We start from the raw sequence: 20,742 nt of genomic DNA, 5'->3' as shown, positions 1-20,742 counted from the left end.
GGCGGGGGCGGCCTGCGGCCGCGTCCTCAAGCGCCGGACGGGCTGAAACCAGCCCGTCCGGCGCTTGAGGACAACGCGCGAAGCGTGTTGCGGGGGGCCAGGGTCTCCCCGGTTTCGGGAAGGGGCGGGGCTGGGGAACATAAACCGCCGCGCGGTCAGTGCGTCCGAGCCCTCGCCACAGCCGCCGTACCACCCACCGCCACCCCCAAAAGCTCCCGCACCTGCCCCACAATCGCCACCCGATCCCGCACGAAGTCCGGATCGCTCACCCGCCCCGCCACCGGAACCGCAAGGACCGGCGTGTGCAGATGCCCACCCGGCACCCGCAACCGCAGCGCGTCACGCAGGAGCGTCGCGCGGTAGGCGATCTCGTTCGAGAGGTAGTCGCCCCCGCCGCCCTCGCGGGCCGTGGAGCCGGGGGTCGGGCCGTCCGGGCGGACGACGGGGGCCGTGCCGCCCGCCGGGATCTCGGTGACGGCGGTGTGGTCGTGGACGGGGTACGGGCCGGTCCGGGCCGTCGTGAGCGCCGCGTACGGCAGGGTCGTCGACGTCCACTGCGGCTGCGGGTGGACGGTGGGGATCCCCGGCGGGACGGGCACGGTCTCCGTGCGGGAGACGTCCGCGTTGTCCGGATAGCCGCCGCGCCAGGCACCGTTGGTGCGCTCGACGTCGAAGCGGCCGGGCCGGCCCTGGCTGATGGTGGTGAAGAGGTCGACGCGCCGCGGCCCCGGCCGGAAGTGCGGCAGGAGCGTCCGCTCGACCGTGCCGTCCGCGAAGTCCGCCCAGCGCACGGGGAAGACGACCGCCTCCACGCGCGCGGGCCCGCCGGGAGTCCGGATGGTCGTGCCGTCGAGGGCGAGGGCCGCCGCGCCGGAGGGGTTGGAGCGCCGCGCGTCGTCGTCCAGCTCGAACGGGTCGAAGCCGGTGATCAGTACGCGCTTCACGCCGCGCCCCGGCGGCAGGTCGACGGTGTCCTGTCCGCGCGAGGTCCGCTCGACCGCGGCGATGAGGTCCGTGCGCTGCTTTCCGGACAACTGGAAGGCCGGCTTCCATTCGCGGAGCGTCCGCGTCATGCCCAGCCGCGCCCAGTACAGCGGCCGGTCGTCGTCCCGGCTCAGCGCACCACCGGCCGGGCCCCGCCCCTGCACCCGGTCCACGGCCCGCCGCCACAGCCGCCGCCCGTCACGTACCACCACCCGCTCGGCCTGCGCGGGCGTACGGGCGGTGGCCAGATCACGGCCGAAACCGGGGGCCACGTCGGCGAACCCGCTCTCGCGCAGGATCTCCCCCGGCACGGGACCGGCGAGCCGCCGCTCCTCGACCGTGGCCGAAGGGGCGGCGGAGGGGGCCGCGAGGGCCGGGTACGGGGCGGCCGCGCACACCAGAAGCGCGGCGCTCAGCGACATCCATGCTTTCCCATTGCGTCTCATGGGCCAGCAGACAACCACTGCGCGGGCATGGGCGGTAGAAGGGTTGGCAACTCCGCTCACGCAACGGCGATTTCAGGCCACAATTGACGGATGCGAATAGCCGAGTACGTCGCCGCGCCACCGCTGTTCGATACAGCGAGCGGCCAAGGGATCCGTCAGTTCGTGGAGTTGGGCATCGCGCTGCTCCTCTCCTCGCTCGTGGGACTGGAACGCGAGTTACAGCAGAAGAGCGCCGGGCTGCGCACCCACACGCTCGTCGGGGTGGGCAGCGCGCTGTTCATGGAGGTCTCGATCCACGGCTTCAACGCCGTGGCCGGGATCCCCGGCGTCGGCCTCGACCCGTCCCGCGTCGCCGCGCAGATCGTCTCCGGGATCGGCTTCATCGGCGGCGGGCTGATCTTCGTCCGCCGCGACGGCGTGCGCGGCCTGACCACGGCGGCCACGATCTGGCTGGCCTGCGCCATCGGCATGGCCTGCGGCGGCGGGCTGCCGCTGCTCGGCGTCGCCGCGACCGTCGTGCACTTCCTCGTCGTGCGGGGCTATCCGATGGTGACGAAGCGGATGTCGGTCGCCCCCGACGTCGGCCCGGTCGAGCTGCGCCTGTCCTACCGCACCCGCCGCGGGCTGCTGGGCCGGGTGCTGGAGCTGTGCACCAAGCGCGGCTTCCGCGTCACCGACGTCCACGTCGAGGCGGAGGCCGAGGACCGGGGCGACCACCGCGAGCGCGGCAGGATCAAGGAGGCCGACGTCGTCCTGAGCCTGGAGGGCAAGGGCTCCGCGCTGCCCCTGGTCGAGGAACTCACCCACTGGGAAGGCGTCCTGGGGGTCGGGCTGCGCTCGCACCCGGACAGCGCGGAGTGAGACGCATGTGCCCGCCGTCGCCCGCGGCGGCGGGCGGCGGCCGGGCGGGGCGGTGAGACCCTTGTGGTGCGGGGGCCCGGAGGCCCGGAGGCGATGTGATGCACCAGCCCATGAGCACGGCCCTGATCAGCACGGCCTGGGCCTGGGCGGCCGCGGAGCTGGCGCTGCAGGCCCGGCAGCGGCTGCGCAGCGGACGCACCGAGCGGAGCGAGTGGCGCAGCCTCCTGGTCATCTGGCTGTTGTTCGGCGGCGGGGTCGCGGCGGCGATGTTCACGCGCCACGCGGTCACGGCCCTGTCCTATCCCACCCACGGCCAGGTGCTGCGCGCCGTGGTGCTGGCCGTCGTCTGGGCCGGCATCGCGCTGCGCCTGTGGTCGATCATCGCGCTGGGCCGCTTCTTCCGGGCCACGGTGCACATCCAGCAGGGGCACCGGCTGGTCAGCTCCGGGCCCTACCGGTGGGTGCGGCACCCCTCCTACAGCGGCATGCTGCTGGGCCTGCTGGGCTTCGCCGTCCTGGTCGGCAACGCGCTGTCCTGGCTCGTGTTCGCCGTGTGTGCCCTGGCGGCCATGGCGTACCGGATCCGGGTGGAGGAGCGCATGCTGCTCGACGCCCTGGGCGAGGACTACCGCGCGTACGCCGCCCGTACCCGCAGGCTGATCCCGGGGGTCTGGTGAGCGGTGCCCCGCGAGCCGCCGTGGCTCGCGGGGCCCGGGAGGCTCAGGCGTCGAGGGTGACGATCATCTTGCCGGTGTTCTCGCCGCGCAGCATGCCGAGGAACGCGTCGAGGTTGTGCTCGATGCCCTTGACGACCGTCTCGCGGTACTTGAGCTCGCCGGAGCGCACCCAGGCACCGACCTCCTGGACGAACTGCTGCTGGAGGTGGCGGTGGTCGTTGACGAGCATGCCCTGCATGCGCAGCCGCTTGCCGATGACCAGCGCGAGGTTGCGCGGGGCGGGGGTCGGCTCGGTGGCGTTGTACTGCGCGATCATGCCGCAGACGGTGATCCGGCCGTGCAGGTTGAGGGAGCCGATGGCCGCCTCGAGGTGCTCGCCGCCGACGTTGTCGAAGTAGACGTCGATGCCGTCGGGGGCGGCGGCCTTGAGCTGCTCGGCGACCGGGCCCTTCTTGTAGTTGAAGGCGGCGTCGAAGCCGTACTCCTCGGTCAGCAGCCGGACCTTCTCGTCCGAGCCGGCGCTGCCGATGACGCGCGAGGCGCCCTTGAGCTTGGCGATCTGGCCGACCTCGCTGCCGACCGCGCCGGCCGCGCCGGAGACGAAGACCGCGTCGCCCTCCTTGAAGGAGGCGACCTCCAGCAGTCCCGCGTAGGCGGTCAGGCCCGTCATGCCGAGCACGCCGAGGTAGGTGGAGAGCGGGGCGACGGCGGGGTCGACCTTCACCGCGTGCTTGGCGTCCAGCACGGCGTACTCGCGCCAGCCGAGGCCGTGCAGGACGTGGTCGCCGACCGCGAAGGCGTCGGAGCGGGAGGCGACGACCTCACCGACGGCGCCGCCGTCCATGGGGCGGTCGAGCTCGAACGGCGGGACGTAGGACTTCACGTCGTTCATCCGGCCGCGCATGTACGGGTCGACGGAGAGGTGGATGTTGCGCACCAGGATCTGGCCCTCGCCGGGCTCGGTGATCTCGGTCTCGCGCAGCGCGAAGTCCTCGGGCTTCGGCCAGCCGTGCGGGCGGGCGACGAGATGCCATTCACGACCGGTGGCGGGGGTTGCGGACATGGGACGCTGCCTCCTAATGTTTCAGTAACTGAAACAACCATGCTCCTCGATATTTCATGTTGTCAAGCAACGGAGTAACCTGGAGCGCATGGTCCCCCGATCTGACGCACTGACCCGCGAAGTGGTCGACCTCATCGCGACCGTCGTGGCGCGCTACCACGAGGAGTACGAGGAAGCCGCCGCCCGGCACTCCCTCACCGGAGCCCAGGCGAAGGTGCTGGCCCTGCTCGCCGGTGAGCCACAGCCCATGCGGCGGATCGCCCAGCAGCTGCGGTGCGAGCCCTCCAACATCACCGGGATCGTGGACCGCCTGGAGTCCCGTGGGCTGGCCGAGCGCCGCCCGGACCCGGACGACCGGCGCGTCAAGCTCGCCGCCGCCACCCCCGAGGGCACGGCCACGGCGGCGCGGCTCCGCGAGTCACTGAACTTCGCGCGCGAGCCGCTGGCCGGGCTGTCGACACAGGAACGCACGGTGCTGCGCGACCTCCTCCAGCGGATGCTGGGCGAAGATCCCGCCTAGAGATGTACCCCGATGGGCCGTGCACGCCGGGGGCATCGCCGCTAAACTGATGCCCGCCCGGCCGGGAGACCGGCGGGGTGTGCGGGCTCCAGTCCGGTTGATGTTTTGCCGGCGCGCGTACGATTACGCCCCCGCCACGGATGGCCTTCCGTGACGAGGGCCCCGGAAGTAGAAGTTCTCGACCGGGCGTCCCTAAGTCTTCTAGGGGCGGTCGGTCACTTCCGTAGCATCCACCTCACGAATTCACGGATCACCGCAGCAATTCGCTCATGCAGAGGCTTCTTCCGGTGGCGGTCCGTCATCAGGCGCCCCCCTTTCGGTGCGCGGTCATAGGCCGGTGACCGCTCCGGAGGAACCCTGTGTCCGGGTCCTCCGCGAACCCGACAACCTCGTCGGCTCCTCCTTGAAGGGGGGCGCCCACGCGGGGGCGCCGCCGAGGACATTATCGCCTTTGACTCCCAACTCGCCCCATACAGAGGGAAATCGCCAATGCGGGTGAGAGGGGCGAAGTGTGTCGCCCACGTGTTCGTGTGTCTCGCGACGGCCCCGCGTGAGTGAACAGTCGTATGTATAGGACACCTGTCCATTCATCGACCGTTGATCGCCCATGGATATGACCGGTCCATGGTGAATGTCCGAGTGACCCCCACGCACGCGGTTTCCTTCGACGACGGACGCGGTCGCGCCGATCTGCGCATCAGCCTCCTCGGGCCGGTCCGCGCCTGGCGCGGGCAGGCGGAGATCGACCTGGGGACTCCGCAGCAGCGCACCGTCCTCGCGCTGCTCGCCGCCCAGGGCGGGCCGGTGCCGAGGGACCGGCTCATCGACGGCGTGTACGGCGAACGTCCACCGGGGTGCGCGCCCGGCCTGGTGTCCACCTATGCCAGCAGGCTCCGCAAGGTCTTCGAGCCCGAGCGCACCCCCCGCTCGCACGCCCGCGTCCTCACCTCCGGGCGGGGCGGCTACGAACTCCACATCGACAAGGGCGGCGTCGACGTCCACGCCTTCGCCTCCGCCGTCGAGCAGGCCCGGGAGCGGCGCGGCACGGGGGATCTCCACGGTGCCTCCGCCCTCTTCGAGCGGGCCCTGTCGCTGTGGCGGGGCGAACCGCTCAGCGGCATCGCGGGTCCCTGGGCGCAGGAGAACCGCACGGCCCTTGAGGAGCAGCGCATCGGCGTCATGGAGGAGCGCTGGGCCCTGGAGCTGGAGCTGGGCCGCCATGCCGCGCTGACCTCCGAACTCGCGGCCGCCGCCGCGCGGTTCCCGCTGCGCGAGAGTCTCCACGGCCTGCTGATGCGGGCGCTCCACCGCTCGGGCCGGCAGGCCGACGCGCTCCGGGCGTTCGCCGAGGCCCGCAGCGCGCTCGTCTCGGAGCTGGGCATCGAGCCCTGTGCGGAGCTGCGGGAGCTGCACCGGCGCATCCTCGACGGCGAGCGCGACGACGACGCGCGCCCCGCCCCCTCGTACGCCCCCTCGTACGCCCCCTCGTATGCCCCCTCGTATGCCCCCGAGGGCAGGACGCGACCGGCCCAACTGCCGCCCGCCCTGCGGCACCTCACCGGCCGGGACGCGCCCGCCGCCGCCATGGCCGCCGCGCTCACCGCGCCCGACCGGCGCAGCGTGCCGGTGTGCCTGGTGTCCGGGACGGCGGGGGTGGGCAAGACGGCACTGGCCCTGGAGGTGGCCCACCGGGTGGCGGAGCACTTCCCCGACGGCCAGCTGCACGCGCGCCTGGAGGGTCCGCTGACCGAACCGGCCGCGGTGCTCGGGCAGTTCCTGCTCTCGTGCGGGATGCGTGCCGAGGACATCCCGGACGGGCTGGGGGCGCGTGCCGCCGCCTTCCGTTCGCTGCTGGCCGGCCGCCGGATGCTGGTGGTCCTGGAAGGGGTGGTCTCGTCCGCCGAGCTGTCGCCCCTGCTGCCGGGGACGCCTACGGCCGGTGTGATCGCCACGGCCCGGCGGCCGTTGCCGATGCCGCTGATCACCGACCACGTACCGATCGACGTGCTGTCCCCCGCCGACGCCCGTGACCTGCTCGTCCTGGCCTCGGGCCGGGAGCGGCACACTGCGCCCGACACCGACTGGGCGCGGCTCGCGGAGCTGTGCGGCCGGCTTCCGCTGGCGCTGCGCAGCGCGGCGGCCCGGCTGGCGGAACGGCCCGTGTGGACGGTGGCGCACCTGGCGGACCGACTGGCCGACGAGCGCCGCCTCTTCGCGGAACTCAGGTGCGGCGGCACGGCACTTCGGTCGGTGTTCGCGACGGACTGCGACCGGCTCGACGCGGATCAGTCGCGGGCACTGCGGCTGCTCGCGGGGGCGGACGCGGCCGATGTCACGCCGGCCTCGGCGGCGGTGTGTCTGGGGATGGAGGTGTGGGAGGCGGAGGAGCTGCTGGAGTCACTGGTGGACGCGGGGGTGCTGGACGCGCCGGGGTTGGGGGTGTACCGCTTCCCGGGCCTGCTGCGGGCGTTCGTGCGGGGCCGTGACTGACGGGCCATTGGCTTTCTCCTACTAGCCCCGGCTGCGAGAAGGCCCCGGCCTGTCTGATGGGCAGGCCGGGGCTTCCGGGGCGAGCCTACATGGCTTGCTGTGCTTCGTTCTTGACCATCGACACGAACGAGGACCAGGCGCAGGACGGGACGACGAGCGCCGGCTCTTCAGGGTTCTTGCTGTCCCGGACGGGGACGACGCCGGAGGCCGCTGCGACTTTTGGGGCCCATTCGACGCAGCTGCCGCCCCCATTGCCGCTGTAGCTGCTTTTGGCCCACTCCACTTGAGACAGGTCAACGGTCGTGCTCATTGGGTAGTGCCTCCATTGCAGACCTGATGAAATCAGCCGAGTCAGACGGCGATAGCGCGCAAGCGCTCAGCAGATCGTATGACTGGTGGTACCGGTCGCACGACTCTTGGTCCTCGATGAGTGTGCCGGTGCTGGTGGCCTCTTCGTATGCCACCTGCGTGCCGTCTTCCAGAGTCAGCAGCGTGAGCGTGCCACCCACCAAACCGTGATACCCGGCAGAGAAAGGCATTACCTGGACAGTCGTGGTAGCCGTGCACGTCAGGCTGATGAGACGGGCCAGCTGGGCGCGCATCACTGCTTGGTCGCCGATCGGCCGACGCAGAACCGACTCGTCCAGTACCCAGCCCATGTCGACCATTGGCTTCTCGCGCAGTATGGCTTGCCGATGCATGCGGCCGATGACCAGCTCTTCAATGCGCTCCGGCGTCGCTCTCATGTCATGAATCCTGAACTGCGTGCGGGCGTACTCCTCGGTCTGCAACAGGCCCGGCAGGATCTGCCCGCTGTACTCCCGTACCCGCCGGGCGCGCGCCTCCAACGCCATGCGTCGCTGGAACTGATCGGGGTGAATCTCTTTGACCGCCAGGCGGTAGAGCTCCTCAAAGATTCCGTCCGTGCCAAAGGCGGCATCCAAGCTGCCTGCAAGTTCCGGCGGTGGCATAACTTCCGCATGCTCTACCCGACTTAGGGCGCTTTTGCTGCTGTTGACGATAGATGCCAGTTTCTCGAGCGAGAGATCGGCCTGTTCCCGATGGCGCTGAAGCCTCGCGCCGAAGAGATGCCGGGCTGACCGGTCGGGGGTCAGTTCGCGTGGCCTTGGCGGCATGCGCGCAACTCCATCCTGGATTGTGCCTGTTAGGGCCCTTTGTTCTCCCGATGCGCCAGCCGGGACATCAGCGGCTAGCAGGCTCGGGGTGGGCGCGCAACTCTATTACTCCTCAAGGGAGTTGCCCGCTCCAGGTGAGCGGAACACGCGGAGGTTCGAACGAAATGACGACAACGATTTCCTACCCCCGTGGCGCGTGGCTGATGGACACGCGGCACAAGCGAGTGGGGCAGATGATGGACGACAGCTTGCACGGCATCCTGTACCTGCGGGCCCCCAGCGGGGGCAGGGAGTGGCCCGCCACGCCGCACCAGGTGCGCCCCGCCACCCCCGACGAGCAGCGCGCGGCCGGAGTCGAGGGCGAGCGGAAGCCGGGGCGCCGTGTCTTCCGCGTCGGCCCCTACGTCGTGCAGGAGAAGCGGGAGCTGCCGTGCTGATGCCCCGGCCACTCAGCCCCGCGTATGGCTCCTCGCCCGTCGTGTCCATGCCGCACACGTCGGCAGTCGGTTCCGTCCACTACGTGGACTGTGACACCTGCGTCCACCTGGTCAAGGCGCGGAACGCCTGCCTTGAGTGCGGCGACGGCGCCGGAGCGCGGAAGGTGGACAACGTCCTGACGGACCACCGCATCAAGCGCCACGCCATGGCGGCGCCGGGCGGCCACTGACTCCGCTCCCTGCCGGACGGCCTTCCCCGGCGGGGAGCGGGAACCACGCCCGCCCGGTCGTCATCGTGGCTGAACAGGCCGGGCGGGTGCACCACCGCACGACGGAACAGGGGCGGTCCCTGTGCCGGCACCACGTAGGACCCCCAACCAGGGGCGCGGTGACAACATCGTCAAGTAGGAGCTGGCCAGCAATGGTTGCGCCCCTGGCTATGGGATCGTGATGGCGGGCCCGGCTGCACTGACCCGAGAGACACACATGGCTCTAACCGTTACCGGAACCGGCAGAGTGACCATCGCACCGCTACTCCACACCTGGGACCCGGCAACGTACTGCCTGATCGGGTATGCGACCTCCGACGGGGGCTTGTCGGCGGTCGTCGGTACCGTGGCGATCCCGGGCAGGAAGGACAGCGAGCCGTCCCTGATGGACGTTGCAGCTCGGCATCAGCCCACCCGCGTCTACGGCCAGCCACCCGAACATGCTCACGCGTGCTGGCTGATCTGCGCGGGCTGGAGCAGCAGTCTGATCCCCAAACGGGGCTGCCGGGAGTTCCTCGATGTCGCATGGACGCTGCAACGGCACGGGACGGTAGAGCTGAAAGACACCATGTACGGACACGAGCGAGCACACATCGGCCGCTTCATGCTTGATGACCCGGATCTGATGGCTCAAGCAGTGCGCGCACTCGACACCTACGTGTAATGGAGAACCTGCCTCAAGCCACCGCCACCGCCCCGTCCTCCGAACCCGCCCCCGCCGTCTCACCCAGCAGGTCCCGTGCGAGCAGGGTCGCCCCCGCCACAGCCCCCGGCATCACGAACACCGCCACGACCGGCACCACGAACAGCACAGCCAGCGGTACGCCGAAGCCCAGAGTGAGGAGTTTGCGGGAGCGGAGGAGGTGGAGGCGGTGCCGTAGGGGGACGCCGCGGCGTTGGAGGGCGATCGCGGTGAGTTCTTCCGTGAGGAAGAAGCCCGTGACGCAGAAGCCGACGGCCGGGATCACGGTCTGGCCGATGACCGGGACGAAGCCCAGGGCGAAGAGCAGCAAGCCCCAGAGGGACGCCCGGACCAGCACGGCGACGCTCTCCCGGGCGGAGATCCACAATTCGCGCCGGAGCGGCAGCCCGGAGGAAGGGGCCGGGCCGCCGCTCTCCGCCTCGTCGACCTTCTCGGACAGCGACTCGTAGAAGGGCTGGCCCACCAGCAGGGTGACCGCGGTGAAGGAGATCAGCGCCAGCAGCAGACCGCCGCCGAAGAGGAGGGCGGTCAGGGCGCCCCGGAAGACCGCCCGCCAGGGCGAGTCCCAGCCGTCGGCGAAGGGGGTGGCCCAGGCGACGGCGTCGTCGGCGTACAGCACGAGGGCGGTGATCGCCGCCGCGTAGCCGACGAGCGTGATCAGCCCGGGCAGCAGCCCGAACCCCCACTGCCGCCGCTCGCGCCCCACCCACCGCTGGCCCTGGACCAGATAGCTCATGCCTGTTGCAAGGTCTCGCATGGCGCAGAGCGTATCCGCTGGTCAGCGCTGGTCAGCGCCGTTCACGGGGTGAGCAGGAGCTTGCCCGTGGAGCGCCGTTCCTGGAGATCGCCGTGCGCCCGCGCCGCCTCCTCCAGCGCGTACCGTCCGCCGACGCGGACGCCGATCGCACCGGAGCGCAACCACGCGAACAACTCCGAGGCGCGCTCCAGGAGTTCGGCCGGGTCGGTCGCGTGGTCGTTGAGAGTGGGGCGGGTGAGGAAGAGCGAGCCGTGGGCGGCGAGCAGGCGGGGGGCGAAGCCGTCGACGGGACCCGAGGACTCGCCGAAGAGGACGAAGGTGCCCCGGGGCCGGAGGGACTTCAGGCCCGCCTCGAACGTGTCGCGGCCCACGCCGTCGTAGACGACGTCGACACCGCGGCCGCCGGTCATCTCCCGTACGCGCGCGGCGATGTCGGTGCCGCCCGTGGTGACCAGGGTCTGCCAGGCGCCCAGTCGCCGTGCGTCCGCGGCCTTGTCCGGAGTCGAGGCGGTGGCGACGACCCGTACGCCGTGCCGGGTGAGCACCTGGGTCAGCAGCCGGCCGACGCCTCCGGCGGCCGCGTGCACCAGGGCGGTGTCGCCTTCGCGCGCGGGGTGGGTGGAGGTGGTGAGGTAGTGCGCGGTCAGGCCCTGGAGCAGCAGCGCCGCCGCGTCCTCGTCCGTGATGTCCGCGGGCAGCGGGACGGCGGCCCGCGCGGGCACCACGACCTGCTCGGCGTAGCTGCCGGGGGCCGCGCACCAGGCGATGCGGTCGCCCGGCGCGAGGGAGGTCACGCCCTCGCCCACGGCCGTCACCGTGCCCGCGCCCTCGGAGCCGGGAATGAAGGGCGGGGCGGGCTTCGCGCGGCCTTCGCGCTCGTATATGTCCTTGAAGTTGACGCCGACGGCCGAGGGGCGGGCCACCACCTCGCCGGGCCCGGGTGCGGGGTCGGGCAGTTCGGCGAGGGTGAGGACCTCGGGGCCTCCGTGCTGGGTGACGACGATCGCGCGCATGGTTCCTTCCCGGGTGGTGCGGGGAGCGGGGGTGGTCAGGGGCGTTCGGCCTTGGGGGACTTCAGGGCGGCGGGTACGGCCGCGACGGTGAGCAGGAAGCCGAGGGCGACGACGCCGAGGCAGATCCGCAGTCCCGTCGGCCCGGGGGAGCCTTCGAGGAGGACGCCGAAGAGGGCGATCGCCACCGCGCCGCCGACCTGGCGCAGGGCGTTGAGCGCGCCGGAGGCCAGGCCCGACCGGTCGGCGGGCAGTGCGCCGAGGACCACGGCGGGCAGGCTCGGTCCCATGAGTCCCGCGCCGAGCCCGAGCAGGGCGCTGCCGCAGAAGAAGACCCACCAGTTGAGGTGTCCGCCGAGCGGCAGCAGCGCGCAGGCGCCGGCCGCGGCGGCCAGCGCGCCGCAGATCAGCAGCGGGCGCGGGCCGGTGCGGGTGACCGCGCGGGCCAGGACGAACGAGGCGAAGGCCCACAGGGTGGCGAAGGGCACGAAGGACAGCCCCGCGCCGAGGGCGTCGAGCCCCCAGGCGTTCTGCAGCCGCAGCGAGAGCGCGAACTGCGCGCCGTAGGCGCCGAACTGGAACAGCGCGCCGATGGCCAGACCGCAGGCGAACCGCGGCCGGACGAGCAGGTCCAGGGGCAGTACGGGTGCCTTCACGCGGCGCTCGACGGCGACGAACGCCACCGCGGCGCAGCCGGTGACCGCGAGCAGCACCCAGGTCACGGCGTCGTTCCAGCCCCGGGCGCCGCCCTCGATGAGCGCGCCGATGCCGCAGCCGACGACCGCGACGACCAGCGTCTGTCCGACCGGGTCCAGCGCCGCCTCCCGGGTGGCGGAGACCGGCACCCGCAGCCTGGTCAGCCACCAGGCCAGCAGTCCGACGGGCACATTGATCAGGAAGACCGAGCGCCAGCCGACTGCGGTGGTCAGCACGCCGCCGAGCACGGGGCCGAACACGAGCGCCAGGGAGCTGACTCCGCCCCAGATGGTGAGGGCTTTGGCCCGCCGGGCGGGGTCCGGGTACATCCGGGCGATCACGGCGAGTGAGGCGGGCAGGAGGCCGCCGGCGGTGACGCCCTGGAGCACTCGGGCGACGATCAGGAAGCCGAGGCCGGTGCTGGCCGCGCACGCGGCGGAGGTCACCACGAAGCCCAGCAGGGAGACCTCGAACACCCGGCGGGCGCCCCAGCGGTCGCTGATCGCACCGCCGCTGAGCAGGAAGGCGGCCAGGGTGATGGTGTAGCCGTTGAGGATCCACTCCAGGCCGGCCAGGCTGCCGGCGAGATCCTCCCGGATGGCGGGCAGCGCGACATTGAGGGCGCTGCTGTCCATCAGGACCATGAAGAAGCCCAGGCAGACGGCGAAGAGGGCGAGCGCGCCGACAGGCGGGGCCGCGGTGTCCGGTGGCGCGGGGCCGGTGACCGTGTCCTGGCGGGACAGCGAAGGGCCGGGCATGACACACCACCGAGCTTCCTGGGACGTCTACAGTGTTTGAGGGAGGTCGATCACTGTGAATGTAAGACCCGAGTCAAACACTTCGTCAACCCCCTTGCCCGGTACGACGGATGGGGACCAGCCACCGGGTGAGGGGCGCGCCCTGTCGCGCCGTGCCCGGAATCTCTCGCATGTCCATCCCGCCGACGTGACCCTCGGCGAGGCGCTCATGGCCCTGTCCGATCCGGTGCGGCGCGCGATCGTGCGCGAGCTGGCCGGCGAGACCGACTGGGCACGGGCCTGCGGCACGTTCGACCTGCCCGTCACCAAGGGGACGCGCAGCCATCACTTCGCGGTGCTGCGCCAGGCGGGCGTGATCGAGCAGCGGGACGTGGGCTCGCGCCGCCTGAACAGGCTGCGCAAGGCGGAGTTCGACGTCTTCTTCCCCGGGCTGCTGGACCTGGTCCTGCGCGAGGGAATCACCGACTGCCCGTGAGCCGACGGCAGGTGGGGCGGCCGCCTCAGGCGAGGCCGTGCGGGACCTGGACCCTGTACGCGTCGTACGCGTACGCCCCGGCAGGCCGACCGGGCCCCACGATCCCGTGCAGCAGGATCTGCAGGACGGACTCTAGCTCCGCGTGCAGGCTCACCCCCGTGCCCCCGGCGTGCGCCCAGCGGTAGAGCACCCCCTGATAGGCGTCGCGCACGAAGTTGCCCACCTGCGGTGGCGAGATACCGGGGCCGAGCTCGCCGTGCGCGACACCGGCCTCGATGATCTCGGTGAACACCTCGCACGCGTACGGCTCTTCGAGGAGCGGCCGCCCGGCCTTGACCCAGGCCATGAGCATGGCGATGGTCGTCGCGCGCTCCTCCTCGTTGATGTCGGCGAGCGCGGTCATGCACCGCCGCAGCCGCGCCTCGGTGCCCTCGTGCCCGCCGGTCGGCGCCGAGGCGTCCAGGCGCTCCCGGAGCAGGGCGCGCCGCTCGCGGCCCCACTCGCCGATCAGGTCTTCCTTGCGGTGGAAGTAGTTGAAGAACGTCCCCCGGGCCACGTCGGCGAGCTCGGCTATCTCGTCGATGGACGTGTGCTCGTAGCCCTGTTCCGCGAACAGGGTGAGGGCCGAGGAGTACAGCCGCCGGCGGACCTTCTGCTTGTTGCGCTCCCGACGGCCCGGGGGACGCACGAGTCCGCAGGAGACGTTCTCCATCGTCATTCTCCGTTCACGAGGGCGGCGTCCGCCCTGGGCGCCCCCACGGACGCGTGGCCGGTGCGGGGCGGGGCCGCGGGCACACCATAGGGCGCGGTGACGTGCGGGGGACCCCCGCGGGGCGGACCAGGGGAAAAACTTATATCAGAGGTCAACTCTGCGTCACAGGGCCGCTTCGCACCGTTGATGTCCGGTCAGTCCGGGCGCCGGTCGTGCGTGCCGGGGCTGCGGGGGTCCGGCTGCCTGACCAGGGGTTCGAGGGTTTTCGTGGCCGCGCCGCGGGGTTCCGCCATCGCGCGTCCGGCTCCCGGGCCGACGTGCTGGAAGGCGGTCCTGAGCGGCGTCGGCGGGCCCCTCCGGAGGGGTGTCGTGGAATTCGGCTGGAATACGCCCCTCGTGAGGTCCTCAGGGGGTGGCGCCCTGCCTGTGCGCCGCGGATATCCGCACCGGGCCGGTGCAGATATCCGTCCGGCCGTCGGAAATCGCTGGAAGGGTCATTCCCTGATGCCTTTTGCTTTGCTTTACCTGAAGGGGAGGAGCCTTCCGCAATTTTGTCATGCGCGCCTTCGGAGAGAGGTCTCTCAGTGGAATTCGCCGGAATGCGAAGGGTGGTGAGGAGGGTCGCTGTACTGCGAAATCGTCCGCTCGGAGGTGTCTGTCCGCCTCGCGGTAGTTGCCGATCGGGCAGCCCCCTGAATTGGTCGGAGTCATGCGCCCGGTGGTCGGCGATCCGTGCCGGTGATGGTGTCGGCCGAAGCGGTCTCGGAATGGTCGGCGAGGCGAATGCAAAGATGGACTCAAGCGCAAATTTAACCCCAACTCCCGCCGTTCCAGGGCCATTTGGGGTGCGTTATGTGACGCTCTGTCCGGTGATCGAAGGAAATTTCCATGCATGGTGCACACTTTTTGCGAACCCTTGACAGGGGCAAATGCCGATCCGAGTACAAGATTGATCTACCGTCGGCGTGTGTTCTGTCGCCGCACTGAACTGGGGGGTGTGTTCCAGTGGAGGGCATACGTGACGCCGAAACGGTCGACCGTAAGTCGTGGTCCGAACAGCGTCGGCGCGTCGGCCTGCTGACCGACCGGGAGGCCCAGGTGTTCCTGCTGCTGGGAGCGGGTTATTCGAACCGCGGTATTTCCGGGCTGCTCAGGGTTACCGAAGGTACGGTCAAGGCGCACGTCGCGCAGATTCTCTGCAAGCTCCGCGTCGAGTCCCGGCTGCAGGCCGGTCTGGTCTCGTACGCGCATCAGCTCTTCAACGAAAGACCAATAGCCGCCGGTTGAGGCCGTCCGATAGAAATCTTGTGGGCGGCGGCCGGACGTTCCGCCCCGGCTCCCGCCGCAAGGGCGGGGGGCGGGGTGTCAGCCATGCTCAGCGACGTCGATTCCCGCGGTCGCCGCCCCTGTCCGCTCTCCGGAAGGCGCCGGGGAGCCGTTCCAGGAAGCCGAGGAACGACAGGCCCGGATCGATCCAGGAGAACCTGTGTCCGTTACCGATGCCCATCCGCGACAGGCGGGCCCGGCCGCCGTCGCGGCCCCCGACCCCAGGGAGACCATGCGGGGCCTGCCGGGGTTCCTCCAGCCGCCGCTCACCGTCCTCACCGGCAAGCCCCTCGCCGGGCAACGCCCGTTCGGCTGGTCGCCGACCTTCCACCTCGCCGCCGCGGTCGCCGCGATGCTCGCCGGCGCGGCCGTCGGCGCGACCGGGTGGGCGCTGGGGTCCTGGTACCTCTTCCTGCTGCTGCCCGGCTGGGCCGTCACCCTGCACGGCATGCGCAACCTGCGCATGATGGTCTACCACCAGTGCTCGCACAGGAACATGTACCGCAAGCGCAGGCTCGACGCCGTCATCGGCCGGGCCACCTCCAGCCTGCTGGTCATCCAGAACTTCGAGCGGTACAGCCGCGAGCACGTCAGCGACCACCACGCCGCCCACCACATGACCCTGCGTGACCCCACGGTGCAGGCGTTCCTCGTCAGCCTGGACCTGCACCCGGGGATGACGCGCCGTCAGATGTGGCGCCGTGTGCTGGCCAAGCTCGTCTCCCCGCGCTTCCACCTCGCCTTCGCGTACTCCCGGACCCGCTCCTTCTGGAACAAGTCCGCCACCAGCGAGAAGGTCACCTCGGTGGCGCTGTACGGCATCGTGGCCGCCGCCACGATCGCCACCGGGACGTGGGACGCCCTGCTCGTCGTCTGGTTCGTCCCGCTGATCCCGCTGTTCCAGGTCAGCAACACCCTGCGCCTGTGCGTGAAGCACACCTTCCCGCCGGTCGGCACCGAAGTGAGGCGCGGCCGGTCGTACTTCGCCTCGCTGACCAACGCCATCTTCATCGGCGAACCCGCCCCCGGCCCGGCCCTGCCCGCAGGACGGCGCGCCGTGGCCTGGGCCCGCTGGGCCCTGCGCATGGCGTTCGTCCACGCGCCCGCGCGCTATCTGGTCCTCACCGGGGACACCGTCGTCCACGACTACCACCACCGCGCACCGTCCAGCCGCGACTGGGCGGACTACCTCTTCGCCCGGCAGCGGGACGCCGACGCGGGCCACCCCGGCTGGCCCGCCTACCACGAGGTATGGGGTCTGATCCCGGCGGTCAGCTACGTCTTCGACTCCCTCGCGGCCGCCGATGCCGAGGAGTACGACGTCACCCGGCTGCGCTCGGTCAGCAAGCGCGAGCTCTTCGCCGCCTTCGACGACTGACCCGCGCCCGGCCCGCCGCCCCCACCCGCACGGAACCGTCTCGCACGAAAGCCGTCACGCACCCGAAGGAGCAGCACCCCCATGTCGCACAGCGAACGCCGCCTCGTCATCCTCGGAGTCGCGGCCAGCGACAGCCACGCCGTCGCCAACCACCTCATCGCCCACGCCCTGCGCGGGCTCGGCTTCGAGGTCGAGAACCTCGGGACCTGCACGCCCGTCGAGGAGTTCGCCGAGGCGTGCGAGCGGCACCCCGAGGCCGAGGCGGTCATCATCGGCAGCCTCAACGGCCACGCCCACGAGGATCTCCGCGACCTCCCCGCCGCGCGCGCGGCGGGCCGCATCACCTGCCCCGTCATCGTCGGGGGCAACCTCTCCGTCGGCAGCAGGAAGGACCCCAGGGACCTGGAGCGCCTGCACGCCCTGGGCGTGGACCGCATCCTCCGCGACCCGGAGCAACTGCTGCCCGCGCTCGACGAGTTGCGTGCGAGCCGGACGGCGGAGCGGCAGCGCCTGCTCGTGGCCTCATGACCAAGGTCAGCTATCTGCCGGGGCGCCCGGGCGGCGCCGGCACGGAGGCCTTACCGCCTCTCGCGGAGTCCGTCGACTACATCACCTCCCTCGGTAAGCCCACCGCCGCCCGCGTCCTCGGGGACGCCCGGGAAGCGGGCCGGGTCGCCATCCAGCCGCGCTGCGGCGTCGGCGGCCACGAGGAGATGAAGGCCCTCCTGCGCGAACTGGAGGACCAGGCGGCCCCCGACATCCTCACCCTCACCATCGACTCGCACACCCGCCTCAAACGCTTCGAGCAGGCCCTGCGCTCCCTCAACCGGGCGCCCGCCGACCTCAACGGCTATCCCCTGGTCAGCCACGGCTATCAGCGCGGCAGGGACATGAACGAGTCCGTCGCCGCCCCGCTGGAGATCCGCCACGGCTCGCCCGACGCCCGCATCCTCTTCGACGTGGCCGTCGCCTCCGGCATCACCTCCTTCGAGGGCGGCGGCATCTCCTACAACCTGCCGTACTCCAAGGCCGTCCCGCTGGCGGAGTCCCTCGCCGCGTGGCAGGCCGTCGACGAGGTCTGCGGCGAACTCGGCGATCTCGGCCTGGTCGTCGACCGCGAACTCTTCGGCACGCTGACCGCCGTCCTCGTCCCGCCCTCGATCAGCCTCGCGATCAGCGTCCTCGAAGCGGTCCTCGCCGCCCGCGCGGGCGTGCGCTGCATCTCCGTCTCGTACCCCCAGAGCGGCCACCTCGTCCAGGACGTCGCCGCCCTGCGGGCCGTCCCCGCCCTCGCCCGCACCTATCTGCCCCCGGGGGTGGAGGTGCACGCCGTACTCCACGAATTCATGGGCGTCTTCCCCAAGCGGCGCGGCAACGCGGAGGACCTGATCTTCTACGGCGCGCTCGTCGCCAGGCTCGGCGGCGCGTCCAAGCTCATCACCAAGACCTACCAGGAAGCGTTCGGCATCCCCGACACCCGCGCGAACGTCGAGGGCCTGCGGCTGGCCGACCGCGCCAACTCGCCGCTCCTGGGCTTCATCACCGTCGACGAGGAACGCGTCGCCGACGAGCTCGCCTGGATACTCGCCGAGGTCGCCGACATCGTCGAGCCCGTGCTCGCCGCCCCCGACACGACGACCGCGGTGATCGACGCCTTCGCGGCCGGACGCCTCGACATCCCCTTCAGCGCCAGCCGCTACGCCAAGTCCGAGATCATCCCCAAGCGCGACGCCGAGGGCGCCATCCGCTATCTGTCCACGGGCTCCCTCCCGTTCGGCGACCGCACCCGGCGGCACAACAGCGACCTGCTGAAGGGCGCCGACAGCACGGACCCCGTCATCGGCTCCCTGCTCACCGGGCTCACCGACGACATCAACTACTTCCCCGCCCTCTTCCGGGAAGCGAAGGGCGAGGAATCCGGGTGACCGCTCCCGCCCTCGTCCTCCACGGCGACGCCACCCGGACCGACACCGGCCGCACCCCGCCGGCCTTCACCTCGTGCTTCAGCTAGGAGAGCTCGTATGTCAACGGAAGCAGGACCCCTGCGCATCTGCATCGTCGGTGCCGGGCCGAGGGGGACCGTGGCCCTGGAGCGGATCTGCGCCAACGCCCCCGGACTCGTGGGCACCACACCGGTCGAGGTGCACGTCGTCGATCCCCATCCACCCGGCGGCGGCCGGGTGTGGCAGGCCGGCCAGTCACGCCGGCTGCTGATGAACACCGTCTCCGGGGACGTGACCGTCTTCACCGACAGGACCGTCACCTGCGAGGGCCCGCTGACGTCCGGCCCCACGCAGTACCAGTGGGCCCGCATGGTCGCCGAGGGACAGGTGACCGACGTGAGCGAGGAGACGAAGGCCGAGGCCGCGGACATGGCACCGTGGTCGTACGCCTCCCGGGCGTTCCAGGGGGAGTACCTCGGCTGGGCCTTCGCCCGCATCGCGCGCGACGCGCCCGCCGGCGTCCGCGTCCAGGTGCACCGGACTCGGGCGACCTCGGTCACCGACGCCCCGGACGGCACCCAGCGGGTGTCCCTGGAAGGCCGCGGCCTCCCGCTGGAGGCCGACGCCGTGATCCTCGCGCAGGGCCACTACGACGTCGCACCGACCGACAAGCAGGCCGAGTTCGCCGAGTTCGCCTCCCGGCACGGCCTGCACTACGTGCCGCCGAGCAGCCCGGCCGAGGCCGACCTGGCACCGATCGGCGCCGGCCGGCCCGTGGTCCTGCGCGGACTCGGGCTGAACTTCTACGACTACATGGCCCTGCTCACCGAGGGCCGGGGCGGCCGCTTCGTCCCCCGCGCGGACGGCGGGCTGACGTACGTGCCCAGCGGCGACGAGCCGGTCGTCCACGCCGGATCGGGGCGCGGCGTGCCCTACCGCGCCCGGGCGGAGGTCCGCCAGGAGATCGTGCCCCGCTACCAGGCGAGGTTCCTGTCGGCCGAGGAGATCGCCCGGCTCAGGGGCGGGGCGGGCACCGGCCGCACCGACTTCATGCGCGACCTCTTCCCCCTCGTGTCGAAGGAGGTCGCCTGGAACTACTACCAGGCGCTGCTCCGGTCCGCCGACCCGGCCGGGCACGCCCGGCTGCTCGCCGAGTACCCGTGCCATGCGTGGGGATCCCCGGAGATGGAGGCGCTCCTGAGCGAGCTGGTGCCCGATCCGGAGCTGCGCTGGGACTGGGACGTGCTCGACCGCCCCGCGGACCGGCGGGAGTTCGAGGGCCCGGCCGACTTCCGCGAGTGGATACTCGGCGTCCTCGACGAGGACCTGCGGCACTCCGACCTGGGGCCCGCCACCAGCGCCGTCAAGGCGGCCGCCGCGGTCATGCGCGACCTGCGCGACGAGGTGCGGCAGGTGATCTCCCACCGGGGCCTGAGCGGCGCCTCCTACCGGGACCACATCGACCGCTGGTTCAGCGGGCTGAACAACTACGCCGCCAGCGGCCCGCCCGCCACGCGGGTCCGGCAGCTGCGCGCCCTGGTCGAGGCGGGGGTCGTCCGGCTGCTGGGCCCGGACATGCGGGTGACGGCGGACGAGGCGTCGGGCGCCTTCGTCGTCGACTCGCCCCAGGTGCCGGGCGCGGCGGTGAGCGTGACCGCGCTCGTGGAGGCCCATCTGCCCGTGACCGACGTGCGCCGGGCCACCGACCCGCTGCTGGCGTCGCTGCTCTCCTCGGGAGGGTGCCGGGCCCATCTCATCCCCGACGCGACGGGGCCCGGATACGAGACGGGCGGGCTGGACGTCACCGACGTGACCTTCCAGGTCATCGACCGCCAGGGCACCCCCCACCCGGCCCGCTTCTCCTACGGCCCGCCGGTGGAGTCGGTGCAGTGGGTCACCGCGATCGGTGCCCGTCCGCACGTCAACTCCCGCACCCTGCTCCAGGGCGACTCCATCGCCCGGTCCTGCCTCAAGCAGGGCACGATCCGCCGCGCGGCGGCCCCGGCAGGGCGGGACGCGGAGCTGACGGCGCCCGCGCGCTGACCTTACGGACGGAGGGAGGGGGCGGGCCGGGGAAGTCTCCCGGGCCCGCCCCCTCACC

Annotated in this window: 21 protein-coding genes; 13 read left to right on the top strand and 8 right to left on the bottom strand. The window is 71.6% G+C overall.

Annotation, left to right across the window (positions count from 1 at the left end; translation table 11 throughout):
* Window positions 1–155 precede the first annotated feature (155 nt).
* Window positions 156–1,406 (bottom strand): pyroglutamyl peptidase, encoded by a 1,251-nt coding sequence (locus ACFY1P_RS21520; protein ID WP_390751577.1) that lies wholly within the window; start codon window positions 1,404–1,406, stop codon window positions 156–158.
* 114 nt (window positions 1,407–1,520) lie between these two features.
* Here ACFY1P_RS21520 and ACFY1P_RS21515 point away from each other — a divergent pair, with 114 nt between their 5' ends.
* On the top strand, window positions 1,521–2,291 hold the full coding sequence (locus ACFY1P_RS21515) for an MgtC/SapB family protein (protein WP_361529103.1): 771 nt from the start codon (window positions 1,521–1,523) through the stop codon (window positions 2,289–2,291).
* 110 nt (window positions 2,292–2,401) lie between these two features.
* The gene (locus ACFY1P_RS21510; protein ID WP_361529106.1) at window positions 2,402–2,968 is read left to right on the top strand and encodes an isoprenylcysteine carboxylmethyltransferase family protein; all 567 of its coding nucleotides are present in this window, start codon (window positions 2,402–2,404) and stop codon (window positions 2,966–2,968) included.
* Between the two features lie 43 nt (window positions 2,969–3,011).
* On the opposite strand, the gene ACFY1P_RS21505 is transcribed toward ACFY1P_RS21510, so the two are convergent.
* Window positions 3,012–4,031, bottom strand: coding sequence for an NADP-dependent oxidoreductase (locus tag ACFY1P_RS21505; RefSeq protein ID WP_361529109.1), 1,020 nt, complete (start codon window positions 4,029–4,031; stop codon window positions 3,012–3,014).
* 88 nt (window positions 4,032–4,119) lie between these two features.
* Here ACFY1P_RS21505 and ACFY1P_RS21500 point away from each other — a divergent pair, with 88 nt between their 5' ends.
* Both ACFY1P_RS21500 and ACFY1P_RS21495 read left to right on the top strand, forming a co-directional pair.
* Window positions 4,120–4,551 carry a MarR family transcriptional regulator gene (locus tag ACFY1P_RS21500; protein ID WP_361529112.1) on the top strand — a complete coding sequence of 144 codons (432 nt, stop codon included), beginning with the start codon at window positions 4,120–4,122 and terminating at the stop codon, window positions 4,549–4,551.
* A gap of 624 nt (window positions 4,552–5,175) precedes the next feature.
* Complete coding sequence (locus ACFY1P_RS21495) at window positions 5,176–7,041, top strand: BTAD domain-containing putative transcriptional regulator (protein WP_390751576.1); 1,866 nt, start codon at window positions 5,176–5,178, stop codon at window positions 7,039–7,041.
* 85 nt (window positions 7,042–7,126) lie between these two features.
* Here ACFY1P_RS21495 and ACFY1P_RS21490 read toward each other — a convergent pair whose 3' ends face one another.
* A complete protein-coding gene (locus ACFY1P_RS21490) occupies window positions 7,127–7,351 on the bottom strand; it encodes a DUF397 domain-containing protein (RefSeq protein ID WP_390751575.1) in 225 nt (74 codons plus the stop codon).
* Window positions 7,335–8,177, bottom strand: coding sequence for a helix-turn-helix domain-containing protein (locus ACFY1P_RS21485; RefSeq protein ID WP_390751574.1), 843 nt, complete (start codon window positions 8,175–8,177; stop codon window positions 7,335–7,337). The genes ACFY1P_RS21490 and ACFY1P_RS21485 overlap by 17 nt, the downstream gene beginning before the upstream one ends.
* A gap of 164 nt (window positions 8,178–8,341) precedes the next feature.
* Between ACFY1P_RS21485 and ACFY1P_RS21480 the strand changes: the two genes are divergently transcribed.
* The 3 genes from ACFY1P_RS21480 to ACFY1P_RS21470 all read left to right on the top strand — a co-directional run bounded on the left by ACFY1P_RS21480 (window position 8,342) and on the right by ACFY1P_RS21470 (window position 9,547).
* Complete coding sequence (locus tag ACFY1P_RS21480) at window positions 8,342–8,614, top strand: hypothetical protein (protein WP_361529118.1); 273 nt, start codon at window positions 8,342–8,344, stop codon at window positions 8,612–8,614.
* Complete coding sequence (locus ACFY1P_RS21475; protein WP_361529121.1) at window positions 8,614–8,844, top strand: hypothetical protein; 231 nt, start codon at window positions 8,614–8,616, stop codon at window positions 8,842–8,844. The genes ACFY1P_RS21480 and ACFY1P_RS21475 overlap by 1 nt, the downstream gene beginning before the upstream one ends.
* A 286-nt stretch (window positions 8,845–9,130) precedes the next feature.
* Window positions 9,131–9,547 carry a hypothetical protein gene (locus ACFY1P_RS21470; protein WP_361529124.1) on the top strand — a complete coding sequence of 139 codons (417 nt, stop codon included), beginning with the start codon at window positions 9,131–9,133 and terminating at the stop codon, window positions 9,545–9,547.
* A gap of 13 nt (window positions 9,548–9,560) precedes the next feature.
* On the opposite strand, the gene ACFY1P_RS21465 is transcribed toward ACFY1P_RS21470, so the two are convergent.
* Genes ACFY1P_RS21465 through ACFY1P_RS21455 form a run of 3 tightly spaced genes read right to left on the bottom strand, consistent with a single transcriptional unit; the run spans window position 9,561 to window position 12,807 of the window.
* Window positions 9,561–10,343 (bottom strand): EI24 domain-containing protein, encoded by a 783-nt coding sequence (locus ACFY1P_RS21465; RefSeq protein ID WP_390751573.1) that lies wholly within the window; start codon window positions 10,341–10,343, stop codon window positions 9,561–9,563.
* Between the two features lie 41 nt (window positions 10,344–10,384).
* Window positions 10,385–11,356, bottom strand: a complete 972-nt coding sequence (locus tag ACFY1P_RS21460) for a quinone oxidoreductase family protein (RefSeq protein ID WP_390751572.1) — start codon at window positions 11,354–11,356, stop codon at window positions 10,385–10,387.
* A 35-nt stretch (window positions 11,357–11,391) separates the two neighbouring features.
* The gene (locus tag ACFY1P_RS21455) at window positions 11,392–12,807 is read right to left on the bottom strand and encodes an MFS transporter (RefSeq protein ID WP_361529131.1); all 1,416 of its coding nucleotides are present in this window, start codon (window positions 12,805–12,807) and stop codon (window positions 11,392–11,394) included.
* Window positions 12,808–12,994: 187 nt separating this feature from the next.
* Here ACFY1P_RS21455 and ACFY1P_RS21450 point away from each other — a divergent pair, with 187 nt between their 5' ends.
* The gene (locus ACFY1P_RS21450; protein ID WP_361529134.1) at window positions 12,995–13,282 is read left to right on the top strand and encodes a transcriptional regulator; all 288 of its coding nucleotides are present in this window, start codon (window positions 12,995–12,997) and stop codon (window positions 13,280–13,282) included.
* Window positions 13,283–13,307: 25 nt separating this feature from the next.
* Here ACFY1P_RS21450 and ACFY1P_RS21445 read toward each other — a convergent pair whose 3' ends face one another.
* Window positions 13,308–13,994 (bottom strand): TetR/AcrR family transcriptional regulator, encoded by a 687-nt coding sequence (locus ACFY1P_RS21445; RefSeq protein ID WP_361529137.1) that lies wholly within the window; start codon window positions 13,992–13,994, stop codon window positions 13,308–13,310.
* A gap of 1,005 nt (window positions 13,995–14,999) precedes the next feature.
* Here ACFY1P_RS21445 and ACFY1P_RS21440 point away from each other — a divergent pair.
* The 5 genes from ACFY1P_RS21440 to ACFY1P_RS21420 all read left to right on the top strand — a co-directional run bounded on the left by ACFY1P_RS21440 (window position 15,000) and on the right by ACFY1P_RS21420 (window position 20,684).
* The gene (locus tag ACFY1P_RS21440; protein WP_361529140.1) at window positions 15,000–15,281 is read left to right on the top strand and encodes a LuxR C-terminal-related transcriptional regulator; all 282 of its coding nucleotides are present in this window, start codon (window positions 15,000–15,002) and stop codon (window positions 15,279–15,281) included.
* Window positions 15,282–15,480: 199 nt separating this feature from the next.
* Window positions 15,481–16,698, top strand: a complete 1,218-nt coding sequence (locus ACFY1P_RS21435) for a stearoyl-CoA 9-desaturase (protein WP_390751571.1) — start codon at window positions 15,481–15,483, stop codon at window positions 16,696–16,698.
* An 81-nt stretch (window positions 16,699–16,779) separates the two neighbouring features.
* Window positions 16,780–17,226 (top strand): cobalamin-dependent protein, encoded by a 447-nt coding sequence (locus ACFY1P_RS21430; RefSeq protein ID WP_361529146.1) that lies wholly within the window; start codon window positions 16,780–16,782, stop codon window positions 17,224–17,226.
* On the top strand, window positions 17,223–18,623 hold the full coding sequence (locus ACFY1P_RS21425; RefSeq protein ID WP_390751570.1) for a methylaspartate mutase: 1,401 nt from the start codon (window positions 17,223–17,225) through the stop codon (window positions 18,621–18,623). Before ACFY1P_RS21430 ends, ACFY1P_RS21425 begins: the two co-directional genes overlap by 4 nt.
* A 96-nt stretch (window positions 18,624–18,719) precedes the next feature.
* Complete coding sequence (locus tag ACFY1P_RS21420; RefSeq protein WP_390751569.1) at window positions 18,720–20,684, top strand: FAD/NAD(P)-binding protein; 1,965 nt, start codon at window positions 18,720–18,722, stop codon at window positions 20,682–20,684.
* Window positions 20,685–20,742 lie beyond the last annotated feature (58 nt).

It is taken from the genome of Streptomyces sp. NPDC001407 (genome assembly GCF_042895325.1).
Taxonomy (GTDB): Bacteria; Actinomycetota; Actinomycetes; order Streptomycetales; family Streptomycetaceae; genus Streptomyces.
The sequence above is the reverse complement of the archived record's forward strand: the minus strand, read 5'-3'. Positions and strand labels throughout refer to the sequence as shown.

Coding starts and splice junctions, on each gene's coding strand:
- ACFY1P_RS21520 (WP_390751577.1), bottom strand. CDS start 1,406: ATGTCGCTGAGCGCCGCGCTTCTGGTGTGCGCGGCCGCCCCGTACCCG.
- ACFY1P_RS21515 (WP_361529103.1), top strand. CDS start 1,521: ATGCGAATAGCCGAGTACGTCGCCGCGCCACCGCTGTTCGATACAGCG.
- ACFY1P_RS21510 (WP_361529106.1), top strand. CDS start 2,402: ATGAGCACGGCCCTGATCAGCACGGCCTGGGCCTGGGCGGCCGCGGAG.
- ACFY1P_RS21505 (WP_361529109.1), bottom strand. CDS start 4,031: ATGTCCGCAACCCCCGCCACCGGTCGTGAATGGCATCTCGTCGCCCGC.
- ACFY1P_RS21500 (WP_361529112.1), top strand. CDS start 4,120: ATGGTCCCCCGATCTGACGCACTGACCCGCGAAGTGGTCGACCTCATC.
- ACFY1P_RS21495 (WP_390751576.1), top strand. CDS start 5,176: ATGGTGAATGTCCGAGTGACCCCCACGCACGCGGTTTCCTTCGACGAC.
- ACFY1P_RS21490 (WP_390751575.1), bottom strand. CDS start 7,351: ATGAGCACGACCGTTGACCTGTCTCAAGTGGAGTGGGCCAAAAGCAGC.
- ACFY1P_RS21485 (WP_390751574.1), bottom strand. CDS start 8,177: ATGCCGCCAAGGCCACGCGAACTGACCCCCGACCGGTCAGCCCGGCAT.
- ACFY1P_RS21480 (WP_361529118.1), top strand. CDS start 8,342: ATGACGACAACGATTTCCTACCCCCGTGGCGCGTGGCTGATGGACACG.
- ACFY1P_RS21475 (WP_361529121.1), top strand. CDS start 8,614: ATGCCCCGGCCACTCAGCCCCGCGTATGGCTCCTCGCCCGTCGTGTCC.
- ACFY1P_RS21465 (WP_390751573.1), bottom strand. CDS start 10,343: ATGCGAGACCTTGCAACAGGCATGAGCTATCTGGTCCAGGGCCAGCGG.
- ACFY1P_RS21460 (WP_390751572.1), bottom strand. CDS start 11,356: ATGCGCGCGATCGTCGTCACCCAGCACGGAGGCCCCGAGGTCCTCACC.
- ACFY1P_RS21455 (WP_361529131.1), bottom strand. CDS start 12,807: ATGCCCGGCCCTTCGCTGTCCCGCCAGGACACGGTCACCGGCCCCGCG.
- ACFY1P_RS21445 (WP_361529137.1), bottom strand. CDS start 13,994: ATGGAGAACGTCTCCTGCGGACTCGTGCGTCCCCCGGGCCGTCGGGAG.
- ACFY1P_RS21430 (WP_361529146.1), top strand. CDS start 16,780: ATGTCGCACAGCGAACGCCGCCTCGTCATCCTCGGAGTCGCGGCCAGC.
- ACFY1P_RS21425 (WP_390751570.1), top strand. CDS start 17,223: ATGACCAAGGTCAGCTATCTGCCGGGGCGCCCGGGCGGCGCCGGCACG.
- ACFY1P_RS21420 (WP_390751569.1), top strand. CDS start 18,720: ATGTCAACGGAAGCAGGACCCCTGCGCATCTGCATCGTCGGTGCCGGG.